The sequence below is a fragment of the Bradyrhizobium ingae genome, from assembly GCF_055791185.1.
The window spans coordinates 459412-483420 of record NZ_JBVUBB010000002.1; the positions used below are offsets into that span (position 1 = coordinate 459412).

Consider the following 24009-nt stretch of genomic DNA (forward strand, 5'->3'; position numbering starts at 1 on the left):
ACTGCTTTCCCTTCTTCTAGGAGGGGAAAGGTGCAACGCTCTTGTCCGCGAGCTTGAAGCACAGCGTGAACTGCGCACCGCCGCCGGGGAGGTTTTCCACCGCGATGCTCGCGGCGTGATCCTCCGCGACGCCGCGCACGATCGACAGCCCGAGGCCCGCACCATCGCTGCGCTGTCGATCGGCGCGCCAGAAGCGCTGGAAGATCAGCTCGCGCTCGGCTTCCGCGATGCCGGGACCGCAATCGCGCACTCGCAGCACGCCCGCGTCGCTGACTTCGACGTCAACAGCGGTATCCTTCGCGGTGAACTTGATGGCGTTCTCCGCGAGATTGAAGATCGCCCGTTGCAGCATCTCGGAATTGCCGTGGATCAGGACCGGCGCATCGGTGCCTTTCAGCGCGATATCCTTGTTCTGGGCAAGCGCCAGCGGCGCGATCGAGCCGATCACCTCGGCGCAGACGGCACGCAAGTCCGCGGTCTCGCCGGGATCGAGCACCAGCGTATCGAGCTCGGCGATCTCCAGCAACTGCGCGACGATCCGGCTCATGCCCTCGATGTCGGCATGCAGTGCCTCCCTTGCAGCGCCGTCGCCCAATGTCTCGATCCGGGTACGCAGGATCGCAAGCGGCGTACGCAGCTGATGCGCGGCGTCCGCGGTGAACTGCCGTTGCACGCGAAAGCCATCCTCGAGCCGGTCGAGCGCCTGGTTGACGGCGGTGACCAGCGGCATGATCTCGCGCGGAATCTGCTCCGTCGGCAAGCGGATATCGGTGCGCGCCGGACTGATATTGGTCGCCTCCTCCGAAGCCTTCAGCAACGGCGAGATGGCGCGGCGGAAAATGATGATGTCGGTCGCGAGCAGGACCAGGAGGATCGGAATCGTGATCCACCCGACACGTCGGAAGAAGTTGGCGACGATGTCGTCGATGATGACGTCGCGATGGGCAAGATCCTCGGCGACCTGGATGCGCACGGTCTTGTCGTCGATGCTCCGCGTGACGCCGGCGCCGGAAATGGTCTCCGAGGCTGCCGCGCCGGTCTTCTTGTGCGAAGAGAACAGCACCCTGCCGTCGGCATCGCTGATGTCGTATTGATAGCGGCCATAAGCCTCCGAATAGAGGCCGCGCAGACTGTCGGGCAGGTTGAACGTGATCCTGCCGTCCGGCTGCACGGCGATACGTTCGGCGAGCACTTCGGCCTGCGCGCGCATGGCAGCGCGATGCAGCTGCCCGATCTCCGAATTCAGCAGCCAGAACAAGACCAGGGGCAGGAAGATCGCGACAACGGCGACCGCGACGATGTGCAGGAAGACGATACGCCAGATCAGCGATTTGAATATCGGCGACCTCAGGCGCAGCACGCTATTTCTCCTCGGCCATCAGGTAGCCGACACCGCGAATGGTATGGATCACGACTTTGGCGCCGTGCTCGGCAAGTTGCTTGCGCAGCCGCGAGATGTACACTTCCACGGCGTTGGAGGCGACCTCGCCCTCGAGCCCGAAAATGTGGTCCTCGACGTTCTTCTTCGGCACCACCCGCCCCTGCCGCCGCAGCAGGATCTCCAGCACTGATGTCTCGCGCGAGGAAATGATCCGCGGCTGGTCGTCGACGAAGATCTGCCGGCTTTCGGTGTCATAGACGAGGTTGGCAAGGCGCAGCGAACGACCGAGCAACTGGCCGGGACGGCGCAGGATCGCCTCCAGACGCGCCACCAGCTCCTCCAGCGCGAACGGTTTTGCGAGATAATCGTCGGCGCCGCTGCGCAGGCCGTTGACCCGATCCTGCAAGCCGCCGCGCGCGGTCAGCACCAGCACCGGCAACGGGTCCATGTGGCGCCGCAGCTCGCGCAGCACGGCAAGACCATCGCCGTCGGGCAGGCCGAGATCGAGGATCATCGCGGCATAGCTGACATTGCGTATCGCCTCGCGCGCCTCGGCCGCACTGCTGACGATGTCGCTCTCATAGCCTGCCGCGGTCAGGCCGTTCGCGACGAGCCGCGACAGCTCGACATTGTCCTCGACGATCAGAAGACGCATTCGTAAAATCCGCAACTGCAACAGGCCCGAATTGCCTGAGCCCCATGACCGGTGTCTCCCATCATTCGCTCTCTTCGGCCAGCAAAAAAGCTGGCCCTTTCGGCCTGCTGCGGCGCGTAAGGTGGGCGTCAGGCAAGCCTGATAACAGAGTTCCGCCTCTTGCCACGACCATCGCGTCGCCGCGTCTCCGTTGCACGGCGATGGTTTAGCCGTGAGCAAATGCATCCGGAACAACCAAGGTGGGCATCACAGTCATGGCATTTCGCATCAAGCATGCGGGCTTTGCAGCGAGCATTGCCGCGGCGGCCGTGCTCGCCGCCGGGGCGTGGCTATTGACGCGCACGAACGAGGTGCGTCCGGCCAAGGCCGACCAGCCGGCCGCCGACAGCGATGTCGATATCGCACAGCAAGCCGTAAACGTCACCGGCAAGCAAATCGAGGGCTTCAAAGTTCTGCCCGCCGAGCCGCGCGCCTTCCGCGTCATGAAGAATGCGGTCGGATCGATCGACTTCAACCAGAACATGCTGGTGCAGGTGTTCACCCCCAATGCAGGCAAGATCGTCGATACATTCTTCAATGTCGGCGAGACCGTGACCAAGGGGCAGACGCTGTTCACCATCGACAGCCCCGACCTGCTCCAGGCCGAGTCCACCTTGCTCGCAGCCGCCGGCGTGCTGGAGCTCCAGACCCGCACGTTGACGCGCGTGAAGCAGCTTCTGAAGACCGGCGGCGGAGCGCAGAAGGACGTCGACCAGGCGACCTCCGATCAGCAGACCGCCGAAGGTAACTACAAGGCCGCGCGCGATGCCGTGCGTATATTCGGCAAGACCGACGAGGAGATCGACCGCATCGTCGCCGACCGCAAGGTCGATTCCATCCTGATCGTGCCAAGCCCGATCTCGGGCCAGATCGTCGCGCGCAACGCGGCGACCGGGCTTTACGTTCAACCAGGCAACGCGCCCGCGCCCTTCACGCTAGCCGATCTCTCGACGATGTGGATGGTCGCCAACGTCATCGAGATCGACGCGCCGGCCTACCAGATCGGCCAGCCGGTTACCGTCAGCGTCCCCGCCTATCCCGACGAGGCGTTTCGTGGCCACGTCACCACGCTGGGGCTCAATATCGATCAGAACACGCACCGGCAGCTTGTCCGCTCGGTGATCGAGGATCCCACTCACAAGCTGCGCGCCGGCATGCTGGCGAGCTTCACCATCGAAATCGACGGCCCCAAACTTTCGGTCGCCGTGCCGTCGGACGCCCTGGTGCGCGAGGGTGACGGCACCATGACGGTCTGGGTCACCGCCGACCGGCACCGCTTCGAGCGGCGCAGCGTGAAGGTCGGCATCGCCCAGGACGGCTGGTGCCAGGTCCTCGACGGCCTGAAGCCGGGCGAGCTCGTCGCCTCGACTGGCGCCATCTTCCTCTCCAACAAGCTCGCCACCGCGACAACGGGCTGAAACGCCTGTCCGTCAACCGCGCCCTGCGGCGCCAAGTACAAGATCTTGGTCAAGAGCATCATCAATTTCGGCCTGACCCGCAGCGCGATCGTCGTGCTCGGCCTCGTCGTGTTCTGCGCCGCCGGGCTTGCCGCCTTCAGCAAGCTCAACATCGAGGCCTATCCCAATCCTGCGCCCGTGATCCTGGAGATCACCGCGCAGGCGCCAGGGCTCTCCGCCGAGGAGATGGAGAAATACTACACGATCCCGATGGAGGTCGGGCTTTATCCGACGCCCGGCGTCGTCAACATCCGCTCTACCTCGTTCTATGGCCTCTCCTTCGTCCGCGTCACCTTCCGCTACGGCGTCGACTACTATTTCGCGCTGACACAGGCTGCCAACAGCATCCAGCAGAACATCACCCTGCCCGGCAATCTGGTGCCGACCATCCAGCAGTCGAGCCTGGTCGGTGAGATCTTTCGCTACCAGCTCGTCGGCCCGCCGAACTTCGGCCTGACCAATCTGCGCACGCTGCAGGACTATGTCGTCACCCGCCGCCTGATGACCATTCCGGGCGTGGTGCAGATCAATTCCTGGGGCGGTACGACCAAGCAGTTCAACGTCGACGCCGACCTCGCCAAGCTCGAGGCCTACAACATCACCGTTCCGCAGCTCGTCACCGCGCTCGGCAATGCCAACGTCAATGTCGGCGGGCGCGAGATCGCGATCGGCCAGCAGTCGGTCAACATCCGAGGTATCGGCCTGATCGACTCCGGCGGCGCCGACGACATCACCAAGGGTTACAAGGTCGGCGACATCGAGAACATCGTTCTCACCCAGTCGGGCGGCCTGCCGATCCAGATCAAGGACGTCGCAAAGGTCTCGGTCGGCTACGTGCCGCGGCTCGGCATCGCCGGCAAGGACAAGGATGACGACGTTGCCGCCGCCATCGTCGTCATGGGTCGCACCCAGCACACCAACGACATCCTCCCTAAGGTCGAGGAAGAGGTCGCCAGGATCAACAGCGACGGCACCCTGCCGCCCGGCGTGAAGGTCGTGCCCTATTACGATCGATCTTCGCTGGTCGGGGTCACCACGCACACCGTGCTCCACAATCTGGTATTCGGCTGCCTGCTGGTGTTCGTGATCCAGTGGGTGTTCCTGGGTGACTTGCGCAGCGCGCTGATCGTCTCGGCCAACATCCCGTTCGCGCTGTTCTTCGCCATCATCATCCTGGCGCTGCAAGGCGAGGATGCCAATCTGCTGTCGCTCGGCGCGGTGGATTTCGGCATCATCGTGGATTCCGCCGTGATCATGATGGAGAACATCTTTCGCAACTTCCAATCGAGCCCGGAGAGCCGCGCGCGCGTGTTGCAAAATCTCGCGGAGGGTTATTGGGGCACCGATCCGACCGCTCCCGTCCATGGCCAGCCGTCCGCCGCGCGCTGGACCGAGCGGCTGCGGATGATCTTCGTGAGCGCGCTCCAGGTCGACAAGGCGGTGTTCTTCACCGCTGCGATCACCGTCACCGCCTTCGTGCCGCTGTTCACCATGCAGGGCGTCGAAGGCCAGATCTTTGGTCCGATGGCGCGCACTTATGGCTATGCGCTCGCGGGGGCCCTGCTCGCGACCTTCACCGTGACACCGGTGCTTGCCGCCCTGCTGTTGCCAGAGCATATCGAGGAGACCGAGACGGTCATCGTGCGGTGCTTGCGCAAAGCCTATACGCCGATACTGCGCTGGGCTCTGTCGAGCGTCAAGCTCGCGGTCATCGCCGGTGTCGTCTTCCTGGCCATCTCGACGCTCGCGGCGAGCCGCCTCGGCAGCGAATTCCTGCCCGCGCTCGAAGAAGGCAATTTCTGGATCCGTGCCGCGATGCCGCCGACGATCTCGCTCGATGCCGGGACCGAGGCGACGCGCAAGATGCGCGACATCCTGCTCCGCCACCCCGAGATCATCACGGTCGTCTCCCAGCACGGCCGTCCCGACAATGGCAGCGACGCCTCGCCCTTCTCCAATGTCGAGCTGTTCGCGCCGATCAAGCCGTTCGACGAATGGCCGAAGGGCCTGACCAAGGAGAAACTCACCGAAGAGCTCCAGAAGGAATTCGACGAGGAGCTGCCCGGCGTCATCTTCAACTTCTCCCAATATATCCAGGACAACGTCGAGGAAGCGCTGTCCGGCGTGAAGGGCGCCAATTCGGTCAAGATCATCGGCCCGAATCTGGACGTGCTGGAGCAGACCGCGACCAAGGTCATGGACGTGATGCGCGACGTCCGTGGCGTCGCCGATCTCGGCGTGTTTCACCTCGTCGGCCAGCCCAACCTCAACATCAGGGTCGTCAGAGAGAAGGCTGCGCGCTACGGGCTCAACACCGGGGACATCACCGCGGTGGTGCAGGCCGCACTCGGCGGCACCATCGCGACCAACGTGCTGGAGGGCGACCGCTCCTTTGCAGTGGCGATCCGGCTCGATCCGAAATTCCGCGAGAGCATCGACGCGGTGCGCGACCTCAAGGTCGCCTATTCGACACCGTCGGGCACCAATGCCTACATCCCCCTGAGCGAACTGGCCGACATCACCCTCGATACCGGCGCGCTGTTCATCTACCGCGAGCGCAGCCAGCGCTACATCCCGATCAAGTTCAGCGTGCGCGGCCGCGATCTCGGCGGCACGGTCGCCGAAGCGCAGCAGCGCGTTGCGGAAAATGTCCAGCTTCCACCCGGCTATCGCATCATCTGGTCCGGCGAGTTCGACAACCTCGAGGCGGCGAAGTCCCGCCTCATGGTCGTGGTGCCGGTGACGCTGCTCCTGATTTTCGTCTTGCTCTACAGTCTCTTCAATTCGGTGCGCGACAGCCTGCTCGCGCTCGCCGGCATTCCCTTCGCCGTCGGCGGCGGACTGATTGCGTTATACCTCGCCAATCTTGATTTCAGCATCTCCGCCGCGATCGGGTTCATCTCGCTGTTCGGCGTCGCCGTGATGGACGGCATCCTCAACATCACCTATTTCCGTGAGCTGCGCGCCTCCGGAATGAGCATCGCCGAGGCGGTGTTCAGCGGCGCGGAGCAGCGCATGCGGCCAATGCTGATGACCGCGCTCTCCGCCGGCGTCGGACTCTTTCCGGCGGCGCTGTCGCACGGCATCGGCAGCCAGGTGCAGCGGCCGCTTGCGACCGTCGTTGTCGGCGGCATGTTCATCGGCCCGCTGTTGCTGCTGGTGGTCGCGCCTGCGCTGCGCAAGATCTTCCTGTCGCGGGAAAGCTCCGTGCTGCACGAGAACGGCGCGCCTGCATCGCCGCCTGAAGTGGCTCATTAGGACGGTTGCGATGCGTAGCGTAATGATCAAAGCACTTTTCGCCGGCGCCTCGAGCCTGTTTCTCGCAAGCTGCGCCGTAGGGCCGAATTTCAGTCCGCCACCCGCGCCCGACGTCTCCCGCTTCACGCCGGAGCCCCTCGCCTCGCCGCGCGCCGATGCCGACGGGCCAAAAGTCCCGCGGCAGCAGTTCATGGAAGGCGCCGACATCCCGACGCGCTGGTGGGCGGCGTTTCGCTCAAAACCACTGAACGAGCTGATACGCCTCTCCGTCGAGCACAATCCCTCGCTGCAATCGGCCGAAGCTGCGATCAAGGTCGCGAACTTCAACGCGCTGGCGCAGCGCGGCCTGTTCTTCCCGCAAGTGGGCGTCAACTACACGCCGTCCGACCAGCAATTCTCCAATGCGACACAGTCCAGTCCGATGGACGCGCCGCAGTCGCGCTACACGCTGCACACGGTGCAGCTCAATATCAGCTTCGTGCCCGACATCTGGGGCCAGAACTTCCGCGCCGTTGAAAGCCTCGATGCCCAGACCGAGCAGGCCCAGTTCCAACTCGAGGCGGCCTATCTGGCGCTAACCGCCAATGTCGTCACGGCGGCCATTCAAGAGGCCTCGCTGCGCGGCCAGATCGCCGCGACCGAGCGCATCGTCAAGATCGAACGCGACATCCTCGGCATCCTCAAGACCCAGTTCGAGGCCGGACAAGCCGCGCAGGTCGACGTGCTCACGCAAGAGACCGCCCTCGCCCAGGCCGAGCAGACCCTGCCGCCGCTGCAAAAGCAGCTCGCGGTGCAGCGCGATCTCCTCACCGCACTCGCCGGACAGTTCTCCGCCGACGAGGTGCTGCAAAAGTTCGACCTCCAGCACCTCGTTTTGCCGGCCAACCTGCCCGTGAGCCTGCCGAGCACGCTGGTTGCCCAGCGCCCTGACGTGCGGGCAGCCGAAGCCAACATGCATTCGGCGAGCGCTCAGGTCGGCGTCGCGATTGCGGCGCGATTGCCGAACCTCACGCTGACCGGCAATCCGGGCACCAGCGCCTTCAAGCCGGCCGAATTGTTCACGCAAGGCACGCTGTTCTATACGGTGGCCGCAAGCGCGACGCAGCCGCTGTTCGATGGCCTCACGCTCTATCACAAGCAGAAGGCCGCCGAAGCTGCGCTCGACCAGGCCGAAGCGCTCTACCGCCAGGCCGTCATCACGGCGATGCAGAACGTCGCCGACGCGCTGCGCTCCCTGCAAGCCGATGCGCGCGCGGTGCAGGCAGCGATCAAGGCCGAGACCGCGGCCAAGGCGAGCCTCGACATCGTGCAGAAGCAGCTCGTGCTCGGCCAGATCACTCAGGTCACGGTGCTCAATGCGCAGCAGGCCTATTTCAACGCGGCGATCACCCGTGTGCAGGCCGAGGCGACGCGCCTCTCCGACACCGCGGCACTGTTCATGGCGCTCGGCGGCAGTTGGCCGGCACAATGCACGACGGCCATCTGGCGCGATTGTGTGTTTGCAGACCGGCCTGCTCCTGCCATGAAGGTCAGCGAAGCCAGGTTGTGGCCTCGGTGATGCGGCAAGGATCCGATACCTGATATGTCGGTGCCACACTGGTCTGGTCCACGAGGAAGCCGACCGCAAAACCGGGATTTCGCGATGGAAGCACGCATTCACGTCTTCAGGTTCGCACTCTTATCCGCGTTCTGCCTGATGGCGACGCTTGCCGAAGCGGCCGGGTTTCGTTTGATCGCGGTGCCAGCCGAGTCGGGTTTTCCAGAGATCAGAGCAGCCGTGTGGTCTCCCTGCCTGGGAAAGGCGGGCGAGGTGAAATTTCGCACGATGACCCTGCCGGCGACAGCGGACTGTGCTGTGTCCGGTGAAAAGCTCCCGCTGATCGTGATCTCACATGGTTACGGAGGATCTTTCGTCGGCCACCATGACACCGCCGAGGCGCTCGCGGATGGCGGGTTCGTCGTCGTCGCGCTCAACATCCGGTCGATGCAGGGGGCGGCGATATGAGCCGTGCAGACACTCTTGCCGCGTTCACCGAGCGTCCGGCCGATATCAAGAGATTGATCGACTACATGCTCGGCGCATGGCCTGATCATGCGAAGCTCGATCCGCAAAATATCGGCTTCTTTGGTTTTTCGAGGGGCGGCTACACCGGCCTTGTTGTTGCGGGCGGCAATCCCGATCTCCAAAAGGCTGTCGCATTCTGCCCCGAGGGTTCTCCGAAACCCGGCTGCGCAGAGCTGAGACGAAGCGAGATCCCGACACGAGCATTCGTGCATGACCAGCGCGTAAAGGCCCTTGTCATTGCCGATCCGGCTTTCGGTCCTTTGTTCGACCCGGACGGCCTTAAGAACGTGAAAATCCCGACTCAACTTTGGGCGTCGGAGCTGAGTGGAGAAGACAGAACCGGCGGCGAAGTCGCGCTAAACTATGTTTCAGCGATTGATCGCGACCTGCCGATCAAACCCGATGACCATCTTGTGCCGGGTGCCGGTCATTTTGCATTCCTTCCACCCTGCGCGCCGGATCTGGCGAAGAGGCTTCCCAATATCTGTACGGACAGACCGGGGTTCGACCGGGCCTCCTTTCATACGGAGTTCAACGCCGCCGTGCTGGCCTTCTTCCGAAAGCATTTGGCAAGAACCGATCGTCCCTGAGGGAGACGGGTCTCGGCCAGCGAACAGTTGAACGCCATCCATCGCTCTGTCTGCTGTAAGCTTCATGTAAGCATTGCGAATGAACGGCCGCCGCGATCTGATCTGCCCACGCGCGCCCGATCCTCTCGGCAGCTGACACCGACACGAATATACGGCATCCTGGATCCGGCATCGGTGCCTCATCGTCTCGTGTTGCGGTGATGCAGCAGAACTTCAGCAGACGAGTGCTCTTGATGGGGTAACTCATGAGACGGCGCGACTTTGTTCTCGGAACCGTCGGTGCGCTGGTATCTCCAACCTTCGTCGCTGCGGACTCGCGAAGTACCGTTCATAAAATTGGTTTTCTGTTTCCCGGCCCCGAGGACGTGTTGAAGTCACGCCGGGTCTGGCTGTTGGAGGGACTGAGCAGCGAAGGTTTTCGCGAGCCGGGCCAAATCATTCTTGTCACCCGGGCCAACGGCGCAGACGAAGCGAGCATCGTGCCGCTGCTCAAGGAATTGATTGCTGAGGGGCTCGACGTTCTGATTACGACCGGCCCGTCAAACATGAGAGCGGCTCATGCCCTGACCCGCACTACTCCCATCGTGACATTCGCACTGGACGGCGACCCCATCGAAGCCGATTGGCTTGCCAGCTATGCCCATCCCGGCGGCAATATCACCGGCGTTTTCGCCGACTTCCCCGAGTTCAGCAGCAAATGGCTGGAACTGCTCAAGGAAGCTATCCCCGGCTGCGCAAACGTTATCGCCCTCTGGGACCCGACAACGTCTATCGTGCAGCCAACAGCCGTTGCCAATGCCGCCCGATCCGTCGGGATCAAGACCGAGACCATTGAAATCAAATCGTTTGAGGATCTTGAGGGAGCTTTCGCCGCCGCCAGTGCACGCCATCCAGATGGACTTCTCATTCTGTCGTCCCCGATCGTATCCATCAACGCAAAACGGATGGCCGAACTGTCTCTCAAATATCGGCTGCCGGCAGTTTCACCGTTCGCAAATTTTGCCCGTGCCGGCGGGCTGATGTCTTATGGGCCGAATTTGGAGGCCATTTATCGGCAGACCGCTGCAATGGCCGGAAAGATACTGCAAGGAACAAAGCCCGCCGACCTACCGGCGGAGCGCCCGACCCGATTTGATCTCGTCGTGAATTTGAAGACGGCAAAGGCTCTGAATTTGACCATGCCGACATCCATGCTCCTCCGGACCGACGAGGTTATCGAGTAGCTCGCATGCCGAATTGAACAACGAGGTCGGCTGCGAGAATTGGACTCGTCGCAAATGAGACAGCGCGCGGTCAGGCGCGTTTGACCACCTGGAGGCTTGATGGGCTTCGCCGCGCCCTACCCATCCGACAGTCCAACGAGCGGTCGAATGTGCTTTATCAGTTGCGTTAGAAATTCATCGGGACGATCCAACGGAATAAAGTGGTCGGCGCCCTCGAACAGCACGAATTCCTTTTTTGGCGCCTTCAATTGTTGAAAGTATGAGTAGACGGGCTCAATCGGCGTATTGAAGTCCTCTGTGCCTTCGAAAAAGAATACAGGAATCGAAAAATCAGTGCCCAGAGACCACAGGTCGCTCCTAAGCATTGGCCCGTTCCTCCCGCGCAGTTGCGTCGCTGAAAATGAAAGGCCTCTTCGCCAATAGTACCAATCGAGCAGCGAAAAATCCGGCATGAAGGGCGGCGGGATGGGGCTGACGAGTTGGAATGCTTCGATCGAACGAACGGGCAGCAGTTTTTCCCACTTCTGCATGATGTCATGCTTGGTTGGATCCCAACCTGGGGACGGGGAAATAGATGCCAGCTCCGTCAACGCCACCCTATTGTTTGCGGCCTGCGCTAGCGCATTCAGATGAGTAACTGTGAGTTCGAATTGCTTTTCGAAGGTTTGCTTGCCGACCACTTGCCCGGTGCCGACAAACGCATAAAACAGGTCCGGACGTTGTTTGACAATATGAACGCCGAGAAACGAGCCCCAGGAATGCCCGATCAGGATAATCCTGTCCTTATGAAGATGCGCGCGAAGATACTCCGCCACTTCGACGCCGTCCTGCGTCATTTGCGCCAAAGTCATGGTGGCTGCGATCGACTCGCCGTTCATACGAAAGGTACGTCCAGCGCCACGCTGGTCCCATTGAACGACCGTGAAATATTTTTCCCACGGCTGCCAGCTTGACGAGATCGGAATGGTCGAACCACCCGGGCCGCCGTGAACAAAGAGGATAACCGGATTGCCGCGATCTTCGCCGCGAATCTGAATCCATTGATCGATGCCGCCGATCTTGACGTACATTCCCTCCTGGATGCCGTTTGGAGATTGAATTGCGAGGACACGTGCGCTGACGTTCTGGCGATAAGCGCGAAATCCAAGCCCTGAGCCTACCAGGGCCACCAAGACGGCCGCCGCAAGCAAGCTGGCCTTGGCGATTCTCGGAATCCATCGCTTCATCGACGCGCCGCCCTTTGGCTATGAGCCCGCTAAGCACACAGAGATTCGACATGTCTGTCGACGATCGGTGCTGAAGACATTACCGCAGGAAGGGCCCCTGACCTACTCAATCATCGCGTTGAATCGCATATTGCGTCAATGCACGGTGATGGTTTCGCTTTGCCCAACCTTCATACAGATCCGGCCATCTCGTCGATCTCGGATTATTCGGTAATAACCTTTTGCCAATGATTTGCCCGGCCTCCCCTTGCGAGACCGGGCTTTCGCCGCTGACCAAACGACCGCGGTGCGATCAGCCCTGCGCGTGACGCGCCATGAAGATGTCGTAGCCGACCTCGGCGACCTGGAACCAGGCATAGCCGTCGTTGGAGAACTTGGTCAGGGACTCGTAGACCTTCTTGAAGTTGGGGTTGGTCGCGCTGACCTCGGCGTGCAGCTCCTTCGCCGCCTTGAAGCAGGCGTCCATGATCGGCGGCGGGAAGGCGTGGAGCTTGGCGCCGCCAGCAAGCAGCTTGCGCAGCGCCATCGGATTGGCCTGGTCGTAGCGCGACATCATGTAGTTGTTGGCGTAGTGGCCGGCCTGCTCCAGAACGCTCTGATAATACTTTGGCAGCGCATTCCATTTGTCGAGGTTGACGAAAGCGAGCAGCATCGGGCCGCCTTCCCACCAGCCCGGGTAGTAGTAGTGCGGCGCGATCTTGTAGAAGCCCAGCTTCTCGTCGTCGTAGGGGCCGACCCATTCTGCGGCGTCAATGGTGCCCTTCTCCAGCGCCGGATAGATGTCGCCGCCGGCAAGCTGCTGCGGCACCACGCCGAGCTTCTGCAGCGCGCGGCCGGCAAAGCCGCCGATGCGGAATTTCATGCCCTTGAGATCGTCGGGCGTGTTGACCTCCTTTCTGAACCAGCCGCCCATCTGGCAGCCGGTGTTGCCCGCAAGCAGCGAGATCACATTGTAGCTCTTGTAGAACTCGTTGAGCACTTCGCGTCCGCCACCCAGCATGTACCAGGCCTGGTTGATCCGCATATTGGGACCAAACGGCACCGACGAGCCGAAGGTGAAGGTGGGATCCTTGCCGAAATAGTAATAGGACGCCGTGTGGCCGATCTCGCAGGTCGCGTTCTGCACGGCGTCGAGCACCTGCAGGCCCGGCACGATCTCGCCGGCTGCGAAGATCTGGATCTGGAATTTGTTGTCGGTCGCCTCCGCGACCATCTTGCACATCATCTCGGCGCCGCCGTAGAGCGTGTCGAGCGATTTCGGCCAGCTCGTCGGCATGCGCCATTTGATCTCCGGCATCGATTGCGCGATGGCGGGAGCGGCGAGCGTGGCGGCGCCCGCGGCGCCAAGTCCAGTGACTTTGATGAAGTCCCTTCGTTTCATGTTTCCTGCCTTCATGGTTGTGACTGTGCGCGCCTTCTTGACGAGGCTGTTGTGGCAAGCATGGAACAACCCGTTACCGATTTCCATACGCAAAAGCCCGGCCTCGCGAACGAGGCCGGGCTTCCCGACTAAGACTTAAGACCTAGGATTGGGGCTCAGGGCTCCCTGATCAGCCGCGGGTGCGCGAGCGGATCATGAAGCTGTCGTAGGTATACTCGGCAACCTGCCACCACAGATATTCATCCGAGCGGTAGGCCTGCATGGCATCGATCGACTTCTTGAAGTCGGGATTCTTGGCCGAGATCTCGGCCCACAGCTCGTTGGTCGCCTTGAGGCAGGCTTCCAGCACCTCGTTGGTGAAGGGACGGAGCTGGGTGCCGCCGGCAACCAGGCGCTTCAACGCGGCCGGGTTCTGCAGGTCGTAGCGCGCGGCCATCCAGCTATTGGCGTTGGCCGTCGCGTTGGTCAGGATCGCCTGGTAGCTCTTCGGCAGCGCATTCCACTTGTCCAGGTTGACGAAGGCGTGGACGGTCGGACCGCCCTCCCAGAAGCCCGGATAGTAGTAGTACTTGGCGACCTTGGCGAAGCCGAGCTTCTCGTCGTCATAGGGACCGACCCACTCGGCCGCGTCGATGGTGCCCTTCTCCAGCGCCGGATAGATATCGCCGCCGGCGAGCTGCTGCGGCACCACGCCGACCTTCTGGAGCACCTGGCCGGCGATGCCGCCGATGCGGAATTTCAGGCCCGAGAGATCGGCGACCGTCTTGATTTCCTTGCGGAACCAGCCGCCCATCTGGGTGCCGGTATTGCCGCAGGGGAAGCCGATCACGTTCGACTTCTTGAAGAACTCGTTGCCGAGCTCGGCACCGCCGCCCTGGTACCACCAGGAGTTTTGCTGGCGCGCGTTGAGGCCGAATGGGACCGAGGCATAGATCGCAAAGGTCGGGTCCTTGCCGACATAATAGTACGACACGGTGTGGCTCATCTCGACCGTGCCGTTCGAGGTCGCATCCAGCGCCTGCAGGCCCGGGACGACTTCGCCGGCCGCGAACACCTGGATCTGGAACTTGTTGTCGGTCATCTCGGCGACGTACTTGGCCACCTGCTCGGCGCCACCGTAGATGGTATCGAGCGATTTCGGAAAGCTCGACGTCAGGCGCCACTTCACCTCGGGCGAGGACTGCGCAATCGCCGGCGAGGCCACCGCGGTCGCCGCCGCTCCTGCTGCCGACACTTTCAAGAAATCACGACGCTTCATCTTCAGGTCTCTCCTTGCTGGGGCGTTTTCCCCGACGTCTCTTTTGCCGCCACTAAAGCATGATCCGGAAAAGTGCGAAGCGGTTTTCCGAAAAGATCATGCTCAAACAATAACCTAAAAGCGCGAGAACGATTCATCCCAATCTCATCGCGCTTTAGTCTCGGCGATGCGTGATGGCCGCGTCGAACCGAAGGCGTTTGACTGCCGGGGCGTTTAGCACGGAAGCCCGGCTTTCGGAACGCGACAATGGCATGACGGGGCTGTACGATAGTCGCATGCCTCGACGGGAGGGCGTTAGCCCGCGGAAATTACGGGCTTGAGCTGGTCCCGGATCTGGCCCGCAATGGCGCGATAGATCGCCGCATGGGCCCCATCCGGCTCGCTGTCGACCACTGGTTTTCCGGCGTCCGAAGTCTCGCGAATCGCCATGTGCAAGGGGATTTCGCCCAGGAACGGGACGGCGAGCTTCTCGGCCTCGTGTCGCGCTCCGCCATGGCCGAAAATGTCCGATTTCGTGCCGCAATGCGGGCACTGGAAATAGCTCATGTTCTCGACGATGCCGAGCACGGGGACATTCACCTTCTTGAACATGGCAAGGCCCCGCCGCGCGTCGATCAGCGACAAATCTTGCGGCGTCGAGACGATGACCGCCCCCTTCAGCGGCACGTTCTGCGCGAGCGTGAGCTGCGCATCGCCGGTGCCCGGCGGCATGTCGACGACCAGGATATCGAGCTTGCCCCACTCGACGTCGCGCAGCATCTGCGTCACCGCCGACATCACCATCGGACCGCGCCAGATCATCGCGGTCTCTTCCTCGACCAGGAAGCCGATCGACATGATGGCGAGGCCGAAGCGGCGAAGCGGGATCATCTTGCGCTCGTCGTTCAGCTCGGGCTTTTCGTGGAGCCCCGTCAGCCGCGGCACCGAAGGACCATAGATGTCGGCATCGAGCAGACCGACCTTGAGGCCGAGGTCCCGCAGGCCAAGCGCAAGATTGAGCGCAGTGGTCGACTTGCCGACGCCGCCCTTGCCGGAGGCGACCGCAATGACGGCGGCAACGCCGGGAATCTCGGACTGCCGTGACATCGGCGAGGTGCCGCCCTGCGGCGGCCGGTGGGCATGAGCCGGCTGTACCCCCGGCGCGCCGCGGCTCGGCGGCGGCGGTGGTGCGCTGCCCGGCTTGCGCTCGGCGGTCAGCGCCACCATGACGGTGGTGACGCCCGGAATAGCGCGCACGGCGGCCTCGGCCTCGGCGCGGATCTGCTCCCAGGCCCGCGCCTCCGCGGCATCGACGTTGATCGAAAAGAACACCTTGCCGTCACTGGCACTGATCGCGCTCAGCACATTGGCATTGGTGAGCGCGACCCCGCGCGGCGACTTGATCCGGCTGAGGCTGTCGAGAACCTGTTGCTGCGTCACGCTCAAAGCGCATCTCCTAAAGTCACGATGCGACCCATTAGAGCGGAAACGCCCAAAAGGCTACTGCCTGCCGATATCCCCGGCCGTCTCGACCGGGGCCGCCCCCTGCTCCTTGGCCGCCTCGTAGTTCAGCTCGATCATGACCCCGTTGGGGTCGTGCACGAAGATCTGCCAGAGATCGCCGCCGGGCACCTGTCGGGAATCGAATTTCATGCCCTTGCCGCTCAGCCGCTGCCTCATGCCGTCGAAACCGTGGCTGGCGAAGGCAACGTGGTGGACAACGCCTGAATCGGGCTTTTGAGCCTCGTCCGTCGGGGAAATATCCACGAGGTGCACCACCGGCTTGCCCTCGCTGTACATCCACGCACCCGGGAAAGCGAAATTGGGCCGCGGACCCTTCTCGAGGCCCAGCACGTCCTCATAGAAGCGGACGGTCTCGGCCAGCTTCCGGGTTCGGATGTTGAAATGATCGAGCACCCCAACGCTCACGGCCATGCCTTTCACTCCCTTTTTTGTATGTTTGGCCACTTATCCTAGCACAGGAGCCCGGCAAACCTAGCCGTTGCCCTTCGGCCTCAAGGGTTTATGGTGCGCGTCCGATCCGTCCATTTAGGAGCGGAACCGCCCAAACCTTTTCTATGCCCCAGCAGCTTCAAGGCTGGTCAGAACCGCAAGAACACCCAAGCACAAGCAAGGTCACCCACATGGCTAAAGTCGCTTTCCTCGGTCTCGGCGTCATGGGCTTCCCCATGGCCGGCCACCTCGTCAAGAAGGGGGGCCATGAGGTCACCGTCTACAACCGCACCGCGGCCAAGGCGAAGGAATGGGCGGACAAGTTCGGCGGCAAGACCGCCCCCACCCCGAAGGCGGCCGCCGAGGGCCAGGATTTCGTGATGTGCTGCGTCGGCAACGACAATGACCTGCGTGCGGTGACGATCGGTCCGGACGGCGCGTTTGCCGGCATGAAGAAGGGTGCAACCTTCGTCGACCACACCACCGCCTCCGCCGAAGTCGCGCGCGAGCTGGACGCCGCCGCCACCCAGGGCGGCTTCAAATTCGTCGACGCCCCCGTCTCCGGCGGACAGGCCGGCGCCGAGAACGGGGTCCTGACCGTGATGTGCGGCGGCGCAGAGGACGCCTACGCCGGCGCCGAGCCGGTCATCGCGGCCTATGCGCGGATGTGCAAGCTGCTCGGACCCGCGGGATCCGGACAGCTCACCAAGATGGTCAACCAGATCTGCATCGCGGGTCTCGTCCAGGGCCTCTCCGAAGGCATTCACTTTGCCAAGAAGTCCGGCCTCGACGTTGCGGCCGTCATCGACACCATCTCCAAGGGTGCGGCGCAGTCCTGGCAGATGGAGAACCGCTACAAGACCATGAACGACGACAAGTACGATTTCGGCTTCGCGGTCGAATGGATGCGCAAGGACCTCTCGATCTGCATCGCAGAAGCCCGTCGCAACGGTGCAAACCTGCCGGTCACCGCGCTGGTCGATCAGTTCTATGCCGAAGTCGAGAAGATGGGCGGCAAGCGCTGGGATACGTCGAGCCTGCTGGCGCGGCTGCAACGCTGATGGCCGCTTAGTCCCGGACCAGCCTTGCTAATCGCGATCGCCGTCATCTTCGTCATTGCCTACGCGGCGATCGCGCTCGAACATCCGCTCGGGATCAACAAGAGTGCAACCGCGCTGATCGGCGCGGTCGTGCTCTGGACGGTGTATGCGGTCACGATCGGCGACCACACCATGGTCGCCCATCAGCTTGACGAGTCCGTCGCCGCGACGGCGCAGATCGTGTTTTTCCTGATCGGCGCCATGACGATCGTCGAGGTGATCGACGCCCATAACGGCTTCGAGGTCATCACTGCGCGAATTCACACCACGAGCCAGGTTCAGCTCATGTGGCTGGTCGGATTCGTGGCATTCTTTCTGAGCGCGGTCCTGGACAATCTGACGACCACCATCGTGATGGTCTCGCTGATCCAGAGACTGATCGCCAGGCGCGATGACCGCCTGCTGTTCGCCTCCCTCATCGTCATCGCCGCGAATGCCGGCGGTGCCTGGACGGTGATCGGCGACGTGACCACGACCATGCTGTGGATCGGCGGACAAATCTCGCCAGTGAACATCATGGGCGCGGTGCTTCCCGCCTCGATCGTAAACCTGCTCGTGCCACTCGCATTCATCAGCTTTTCGCTGAGAGGCAAGACCATTGCGCCGCCGCCGAAGGAAGACCGGTTGCAAGGGATCGAGCTGTTCGAGCGCAACCTGATGTTCTGCCTTGGCCTTGGCGTACTGATCGCCGTGCCCGCTTTCAAGACGCTCACGCATCTGCCGCCCTTCATGGGCGTTCTGCTCGGGCTCGGCATCGTCTGGCTGGCCGGCGAGATCGTCCATCGCGACAAGGACGAGCACTTGCGGAAGCCTCTCACGCTGGCGCATGCGCTGACCCGGATCGACATGAGCTCGATCGTGTTCTTCGTCGGCATCCTGCTCGCCGTCGCCTGTCTCGAGCATGCCGGCCTCTTGACGATGCTGGCGAGATGGCTGGAGACCACGATCGGCCGCCAGGACATCATCGTCGTCCTACTGGGCCTGCTCAGCGCTATCATCGACAACGTGCCGCTCGTCGCTGCGACCATGGGCATGTACGACCTCGCGCACTACCCGCCGGACAGCTTCATCTGGGAGTTCATCGCTTACTGCGCCGGCACCGGTGGCTCGATCCTGATCATCGGCTCGGCCGCCGGGGTTGCCGCCATGGGGCTCGAGAAGATCGAGTTCTTCTGGTACGCCCGTCGCATCGCAGGACCGGCGCTTGCCGGATATCTGGCCGGGGCCGTGGTCTATATCGCTCAGCACGCGGCGGCGCATTGAGCCGGCCGTTCGCCACAGTTCGACACACCGGATTAACCCCGCGTTAACGTAATTCTTTAGCTCCTTAAGTCAGCTCTTAAGGATTTGTTGCCAGAGATAGAGAATGCAGAAGGCCCGCGTGCGGCGTGGGCAGGAATTCGTGTTTCTTGATGAGTAACCCCGCTGAAAAGCCCGAGGTCGTGCAGCTTCCGGCCGAGCCGGCAAGCGTGCCGTCGGCCAGCAATCGCCGGGCTGCGGCGCAGCGGGTGCGCGAGGCGCGCGACAAGTTAACGTCGACCAGCGGAACACGGCCCGCCTTCGACAGCGAAATGCTGCGCCAATATGCGCAGACACGGCTGTCGGCATCCTATGTCGTGATGCTCCTGGTGGTCGCGACCGGCCTGCTGTTCGGGCTCTGGATGCAGCCGGTTCCGGCGGCGCTCTGGACCGTCGGCATGCTCTGCATCCATTCCGCCATGATCCGGAGCTGCCGCCGCTATCTCGGCACGCCGGCCTCCCCCGCGGTCACCCGCAGATGGCGCACGCGATTCGTCGTGCTCGACCTGCTCTATGGCCTTTGCTGGATGGCGATCCTGATCCATCCCGTGTTCGACGTCGTCACGGAAACGCTGATGATGTTCCTGATGCTGCTGGTGATCGCAGTATCGAGCATGCTGGCGGCCAACTTGCCGATCGCCGCACTCGCGGCCACCGCGCCCGTCGCGGTCGCGATGGCGCTGAGCTTTGCGATGAGCGGCTCGCTTGACAATTACATTCTGGCGGCGCTGTCGCTCGCGGCCGAAGGCTATTTCGTGCTTCTGGCGTACCGGCTTCACTCCTCCACCTTCGCAACCCTGGAAGCGCGCGCGGAGAAGGATGCGCTGATCGGCGAACTGGAACAGGCAAAGGCAATCTCGGACGAGGCGCGGCACCGCGCTGAGTCCGCCAATGTCGCCAAGTCGCGCTTCCTCGCACAGATGAGCCACGAGCTGCGCACGCCGCTGAACGCGATCCTCGGTTTCTCCGAGGTGATGAAGAGCGAGATTTTTGGCGCGCATCAGGTCGCCGTCTACAAGGAATATTCCGCCGACATCCATAATTCCGGCGTACATCTGCTCAATCTCATCAACGAGATCCTCGACCTGTCCCGGATCGAGGCCGGCCGTTACGAGCTGAATGAAGAAGCGGTGTCGCTGGTGGGCATTGTCGCCGACTGCCATCATCTGATGAAGCTCCGCGCCTCGAGCCGCGGCATCACCATCCACGAGGTCTATGAGCATGCAATGCCGCGCCTGTGGGCCGATGAGCGCGCGATCCGCCAGGTCGTGCTTAATCTGTTGTCCAACTCCATCAAGTTCACCCCGCAGGGCGGCGAGATCTGGCTGAAAGTCGGCTGGACCGCCTCGGGTGGGCAATATCTCTCGGTGAAGGACACCGGCTCGGGCATTCCCGAGGACGAAATCCCGGTCGTGCTCGCCTCCTTCGGCCAGGGCTCGAACTCGATCAAATCGGCCGAACAGGGCGCGGGCCTCGGCCTTCCCATCGCCAAGAACCTCATCGACCTGCATGGCGGCACGTTCACGCTGAAATCGAAGCTGCGCATCGGCACCGAGGTGATCGTCACCTTCCCGCCGGAGCGCGTGATGAGCGCGCTTGCGCCGATGACGGAAGAAGCTCCGCCGCTGCAGCCCGACGGCTCTGGTGTCACGGACGAGAAACGACGGCCACGCCACAAGCCGATCATGAGCGCGGGCACGGGTTCCTGAGAGATGCTTGCAGAAGAGCCCAGCAATCCTTCACTATGCGGGAATGAGCAAAGACACGCCGTGCGTCGCCGTCTGCATGATCGATCCCAAGACAAAGCTGTGCTTCGGCTGCGGCCGCACGCTGCCGGAAATCGCGCGCTGGCACGCCATGGAACGTGCGGAACGGCTCGCCCTCATGGAGCAGCTTCCCGCGCGCATGGCGGATGCGGGACTTTCGCCCATCGCGGGGCTGCCGAAGCGCGCTTGACCGGTGCGCGCGCTCACGGAGGCGCACGATGATCCGGTTTCTGCTCGTTCTCGTCATGCTGGCCGGCACGGCGGGTGCCGTCGTCGCCTATGGTGATCCCGATCAGATCGCGCGCGCGAGCCATACTGTCTCGCATTTTTTCCGAGCACACACTGCATCGTCCGCTCCCGCCGTGCAGATTCAACGCGGCCAGGGCGGCGAATTCGCACTTCGCGCCAAGATCAATGGCGTGACCGCGCCGATGGTGATCGATACCGGCGCGACCTCCGTCGTGCTGACCTGGGAAACCGCGAAGGCTATCGGGCTTCCGCTCGAGATGCTCGAATATGACGTCGATCTCGAGACCGCAGGCGGACACACCAAGGCGGCTCGGCTCACGCTCGATCGTCTCGCCGTCGGCCAACTCATCGAGAAGTCGGTGCCGGCACTGGTCGTGCAGCGCGGACAGATGAAGACCAACCTGCTCGGCATGAGTTTCCTCGATCGCCTGGAGAGCTGGGGCGTTCGCGCCGACAAGCTGATGCTTACCGGTTATCCCGAGCTGCAAAGCAGCCACCGCCGCCCGCGCACGGCAGTCGACTAGCGGATCTGGATCCCCAATTCGATAAGATGATTTGGCTAAAGGCTCTTCCGAAGGCCACTCGTCCCCTTCCGGAGATAGAGCTTCGAAAGGCGAATCTATAGCCATTTCCTATGCATTCGCGAGGATCCATTGCTATTCCGCGGCTTGCGCCACCGCGCGATCGTCAACGCGCGCGATCGCGTCGCGAAGGACATCGAGCCCGGCGCCCGGCCTCACGCCATGCTCGGCAAGATGGCGGCGGAAGGCACGCGCGCCGGGCACGGCATGGAACGCGCCGACGAAATGCCTCGTGATGGCGTGCAGCCGCGTACCGCGCGCAAGCTGCTCGGAGATGTAGGGCATCATGGCTTCAAACGCGGCCTGCATCGTCGGATGCGATGCGGCCTCACCAAACACCTCCGGATCGACCGCGAGCAGCCGCCACGGATCATGATAGGCGGCGCGTCCCAGCATCACGCCATCAACGTGGGCAAGATGGGCTTTCGCCTCATCGATGCCGATGATCCCGCCGTTGATGATGATGGGCACGTTGGGCATCGCCTGCTTGAGACGATAGACGCGATCGTAGTCGAGCGGCGGGATGTCGCGGTTCTCTTTCGGCGACAGGCCGTTGAGCCAGGCTTTTCGGGCATGCACGATCAGCGCATCGCAGCCCGCTGCGACCACCGCGCGCGCCAACCGATCGAGCGCGACCTCCGGATCCTGGTCATCGATGCCGATGCGGCACTTCACCGTCACGGGCACGCGCACGGCTCGCTTCATCGCATCCACGCACGAAGCCACCAGCTCGGGCTCCGCCATCAGGCACGCCCCGAAGCGGCCGTCCTTGACCCGGTCGGACGGGCAGCCGACATTGAGATTGATCTCGTCATAGCCGAAGTCGGCACCGATCTGCGCCGCGAGCGCAAGCTCACACGGATCCGACCCGCCAAGCTGAAGCGCCACCGGATGCTCGCTAGCGTCGAAGCCAAGCAACCGCGCCCGGTCGCCATGGATGACGGCGCCGGTCGTCAGCATCTCCGTGTAAAGCAGCGCGCGCCGGGTCAAATGACGGTGGAACACCCGGCAATGCCGGTCGGTCCAATCCATCATCGGAGCCACAGAAAAGCGATAGTCTTGCGATTTCAATGATTTACCTTATGTTCTCAATGGGATGAACCCGGAACATGTGCACTCCAAACTAGCCGAATTTGCACACGTTTGTACCTGTTTTGACCTCTCAGTGCACACGTAGCGCACACGAATTGGGGAGTGCACACGACCGTGGCCACCTTCATTCAATTGCCTTCCGGGAACTGGCGTGTCCAGGTCCGCCGCAAGAACCGCTACGTGTCAGAGACCTTCCGCCGGCGCAAGGACGGCGAAGACTGGGCGCTCGATATGGAGCGCAACATCGACCGCAGCGGATCACCCAAACCACGTGCCGCCGTGCAGGCAAAAACCTTCGGCGACATCATCGATCTGCATATCGAGGACATGCACGAGGTCGGCCGCCCTCCCCGCCGTTCCAAGGCCGCCGTGCTGGAGGCACTAAAGGAAGCCTTAGGGACGGTAAAATTGCCCAAGCTCAATCGCGAGCGGCTCATCGAATTTGGTCGCCAGCGCGCGAAGGAAGGCGCGGGCCCAGCTACCTTGGCAATCGACTTTTCCTTCATCAGAACCGTAGCGACGCACGCCGCAGCCGTTCACGGCATCGAAGTCTCGGCTGAAGAGGTTCGATTAGCGCGATATGCGATGAAGCATTTGGGCCTCGTGGCAAAGTCGGAAGAACGAGACCGACGCCCAACTGAAGATGAGCTCGGCGAGCTCATCGAGTACTTCGAGACCAATCCTCGACAGGTCATTCCGATGGGTCGGATCGTTCGGTATGCGGTGGCGACAACGATGCGGCAGGAAGAAATATGTCGCCCGGATTGGCCAGACGTAGATATGAAAACGCGGGTGCTCGTCATCCGCGATCGCAAGGATCCGCGAGCGAAGGATGGCAACGATCAGAAAGTGCCGCTTCTCAATCTAACAGGCTTCGATGCTTGGGAGATCTTGCTCCAACAGCGGATCATCACGAGGGGCTGGGGTCGCGTGTTTCCGTACAATCACCGCTCGATAAGCGCGGCCTTCACGCGTGCCTGCGACGAGTTGAAGATTGACGACCTGCATTTTCACGACCTGCGTCACGAAGGTACAAGCCGCCTCTTTGAGGCCGGGCTTACGATCGAGAAGGTCGCACTAGTTACGGGTCACAAGGATTGGCGGACGTTGCGACGCTATACGAAGCTAAAACCAGAAGAGCTCCACAAGCTTCAAACCGCACCGCAACCGTCTTTGGAAGAATTCATGGATGGTCTCATCACCTCCGCGCGCGGCCGCTCGGATGTCAGCTTTTTGACCTAAACGCCGCACGTCCTTTTGTGGTTGTCTGATGGTGTGTGCAGGCCTATCACGGTACATTTCCGAGACATGGGGACCGAGCGTTATGAGAATGAATGAATTCGCCCTCACGTTCCGTGGTCTCGCTCTACTCTTATGGCCCGGGTTGAGCTTGAGGGCGTTCGTTGATGACGACTACGCCGCGGAGCTGGAAGCAAACAAACATTTGGCCGCAAAGT

General features: G+C 62.3%; 20 protein-coding genes. 12 read left to right on the plus strand and 8 right to left on the minus strand.

The genetic code is table 11. The annotated features are described in order from the left end of the window. Positions 1-16: 16 nt before the first annotated feature. Positions 17-1360 (minus strand): sensor histidine kinase, encoded by a 1344-nt coding sequence (locus tag ACV1FX_RS04755; RefSeq protein WP_473116387.1) that lies wholly within the window; start codon positions 1358-1360, stop codon positions 17-19. 1 nt (position 1361) lies between these two features. Further along, entirely contained in the window at positions 1362-2036 is a 675-nt protein-coding gene (locus ACV1FX_RS04760) for a response regulator transcription factor (RefSeq protein WP_473116388.1), read from the minus strand. A 254-nt stretch (positions 2037-2290) separates the two neighbouring features. On the opposite strand from ACV1FX_RS04760, the gene ACV1FX_RS04765 reads away from it, so the two are divergent. The 6 genes from ACV1FX_RS04765 to ACV1FX_RS04790 all read left to right on the plus strand — a co-directional run bounded on the left by ACV1FX_RS04765 (position 2291) and on the right by ACV1FX_RS04790 (position 10668). Then, positions 2291-3493, plus strand: a complete 1203-nt coding sequence (locus ACV1FX_RS04765) for an efflux RND transporter periplasmic adaptor subunit (RefSeq protein WP_473116389.1) — start codon at positions 2291-2293, stop codon at positions 3491-3493. A 45-nt stretch (positions 3494-3538) separates the two neighbouring features. Continuing rightward, positions 3539-6790: an efflux RND transporter permease subunit gene (locus ACV1FX_RS04770; protein ID WP_473116390.1), complete on the plus strand. Its 3252-nt coding sequence runs from the start codon at positions 3539-3541 to the stop codon at positions 6788-6790. 22 nt (positions 6791-6812) lie between these two features. Then, the gene (locus tag ACV1FX_RS04775) at positions 6813-8348 is read left to right on the plus strand and encodes an efflux transporter outer membrane subunit (RefSeq protein ID WP_473116391.1); all 1536 of its coding nucleotides are present in this window, start codon (positions 6813-6815) and stop codon (positions 8346-8348) included. A gap of 84 nt (positions 8349-8432) precedes the next feature. Further along, complete coding sequence (locus ACV1FX_RS04780) at positions 8433-8795, plus strand: alpha/beta hydrolase (RefSeq protein ID WP_473116392.1); 363 nt, start codon at positions 8433-8435, stop codon at positions 8793-8795. Next, entirely contained in the window at positions 8792-9445 is a 654-nt protein-coding gene (locus ACV1FX_RS04785) for an alpha/beta hydrolase family protein (protein ID WP_473116393.1), read from the plus strand. Before ACV1FX_RS04780 ends, ACV1FX_RS04785 begins: the two co-directional genes overlap by 4 nt. Positions 9446-9690: 245 nt before the next feature. Beyond that, positions 9691-10668: an ABC transporter substrate-binding protein gene (locus ACV1FX_RS04790; RefSeq protein ID WP_473116394.1), complete on the plus strand. Its 978-nt coding sequence runs from the start codon at positions 9691-9693 to the stop codon at positions 10666-10668. Between the two features lie 116 nt (positions 10669-10784). Here the strand turns inward: ACV1FX_RS04790 and ACV1FX_RS04795 are convergent, their stop codons facing one another. From ACV1FX_RS04795 to ACV1FX_RS04815, 5 genes are all read right to left on the minus strand, one after another. After that, positions 10785-11894, minus strand: coding sequence for an alpha/beta fold hydrolase (locus ACV1FX_RS04795; RefSeq protein ID WP_473116395.1), 1110 nt, complete (start codon positions 11892-11894; stop codon positions 10785-10787). 292 nt (positions 11895-12186) lie between these two features. Then, on the minus strand, positions 12187-13275 hold the full coding sequence (locus ACV1FX_RS04800) for a TRAP transporter substrate-binding protein (RefSeq protein WP_473116396.1): 1089 nt from the start codon (positions 13273-13275) through the stop codon (positions 12187-12189). Between the two features lie 169 nt (positions 13276-13444). Then, a complete protein-coding gene (locus ACV1FX_RS04805; RefSeq protein WP_473116397.1) occupies positions 13445-14533 on the minus strand; it encodes a TRAP transporter substrate-binding protein in 1089 nt (362 codons plus the stop codon). A 294-nt stretch (positions 14534-14827) separates the two neighbouring features. Next, entirely contained in the window at positions 14828-15958 is a 1131-nt protein-coding gene (locus tag ACV1FX_RS04810; protein ID WP_473116398.1) for an Mrp/NBP35 family ATP-binding protein, read from the minus strand. Positions 15959-16012: 54 nt separating this feature from the next. Continuing rightward, entirely contained in the window at positions 16013-16447 is a 435-nt protein-coding gene (locus ACV1FX_RS04815) for a VOC family protein (RefSeq protein ID WP_473116399.1), read from the minus strand. Positions 16448-16656: 209 nt separating this feature from the next. Here ACV1FX_RS04815 and ACV1FX_RS04820 point away from each other — a divergent pair, with 209 nt between their 5' ends. From ACV1FX_RS04820 to ACV1FX_RS04840, 5 genes are all read left to right on the plus strand, one after another. After that, positions 16657-17526 (plus strand): NAD(P)-dependent oxidoreductase, encoded by an 870-nt coding sequence (locus ACV1FX_RS04820; RefSeq protein WP_473116400.1) that lies wholly within the window; start codon positions 16657-16659, stop codon positions 17524-17526. A 24-nt stretch (positions 17527-17550) separates the two neighbouring features. After that, the gene (nhaD, locus tag ACV1FX_RS04825) at positions 17551-18828 is read left to right on the plus strand and encodes a sodium:proton antiporter NhaD (RefSeq protein WP_473116401.1); all 1278 of its coding nucleotides are present in this window, start codon (positions 17551-17553) and stop codon (positions 18826-18828) included. A 149-nt stretch (positions 18829-18977) separates the two neighbouring features. After that, on the plus strand, positions 18978-20573 hold the full coding sequence (locus ACV1FX_RS04830; RefSeq protein ID WP_473116402.1) for a sensor histidine kinase: 1596 nt from the start codon (positions 18978-18980) through the stop codon (positions 20571-20573). 43 nt (positions 20574-20616) lie between these two features. Beyond that, entirely contained in the window at positions 20617-20820 is a 204-nt protein-coding gene (locus tag ACV1FX_RS04835) for a DUF1289 domain-containing protein (protein ID WP_473116403.1), read from the plus strand. 28 nt (positions 20821-20848) lie between these two features. After that, positions 20849-21403 (plus strand): TIGR02281 family clan AA aspartic protease, encoded by a 555-nt coding sequence (locus ACV1FX_RS04840; RefSeq protein WP_473116404.1) that lies wholly within the window; start codon positions 20849-20851, stop codon positions 21401-21403. A gap of 132 nt (positions 21404-21535) precedes the next feature. Here the strand turns inward: ACV1FX_RS04840 and dusA are convergent, their stop codons facing one another. Beyond that, positions 21536-22531: a tRNA dihydrouridine(20/20a) synthase DusA gene (dusA, locus tag ACV1FX_RS04845; protein WP_473116405.1), complete on the minus strand. Its 996-nt coding sequence runs from the start codon at positions 22529-22531 to the stop codon at positions 21536-21538. A 135-nt stretch (positions 22532-22666) separates the two neighbouring features. Between dusA and ACV1FX_RS04850 the strand changes: the two genes are divergently transcribed. Next, entirely contained in the window at positions 22667-23794 is a 1128-nt protein-coding gene (locus tag ACV1FX_RS04850; RefSeq protein ID WP_473116406.1) for a site-specific integrase, read from the plus strand. Positions 23795-24009: the final 215 nt, after the last annotated feature.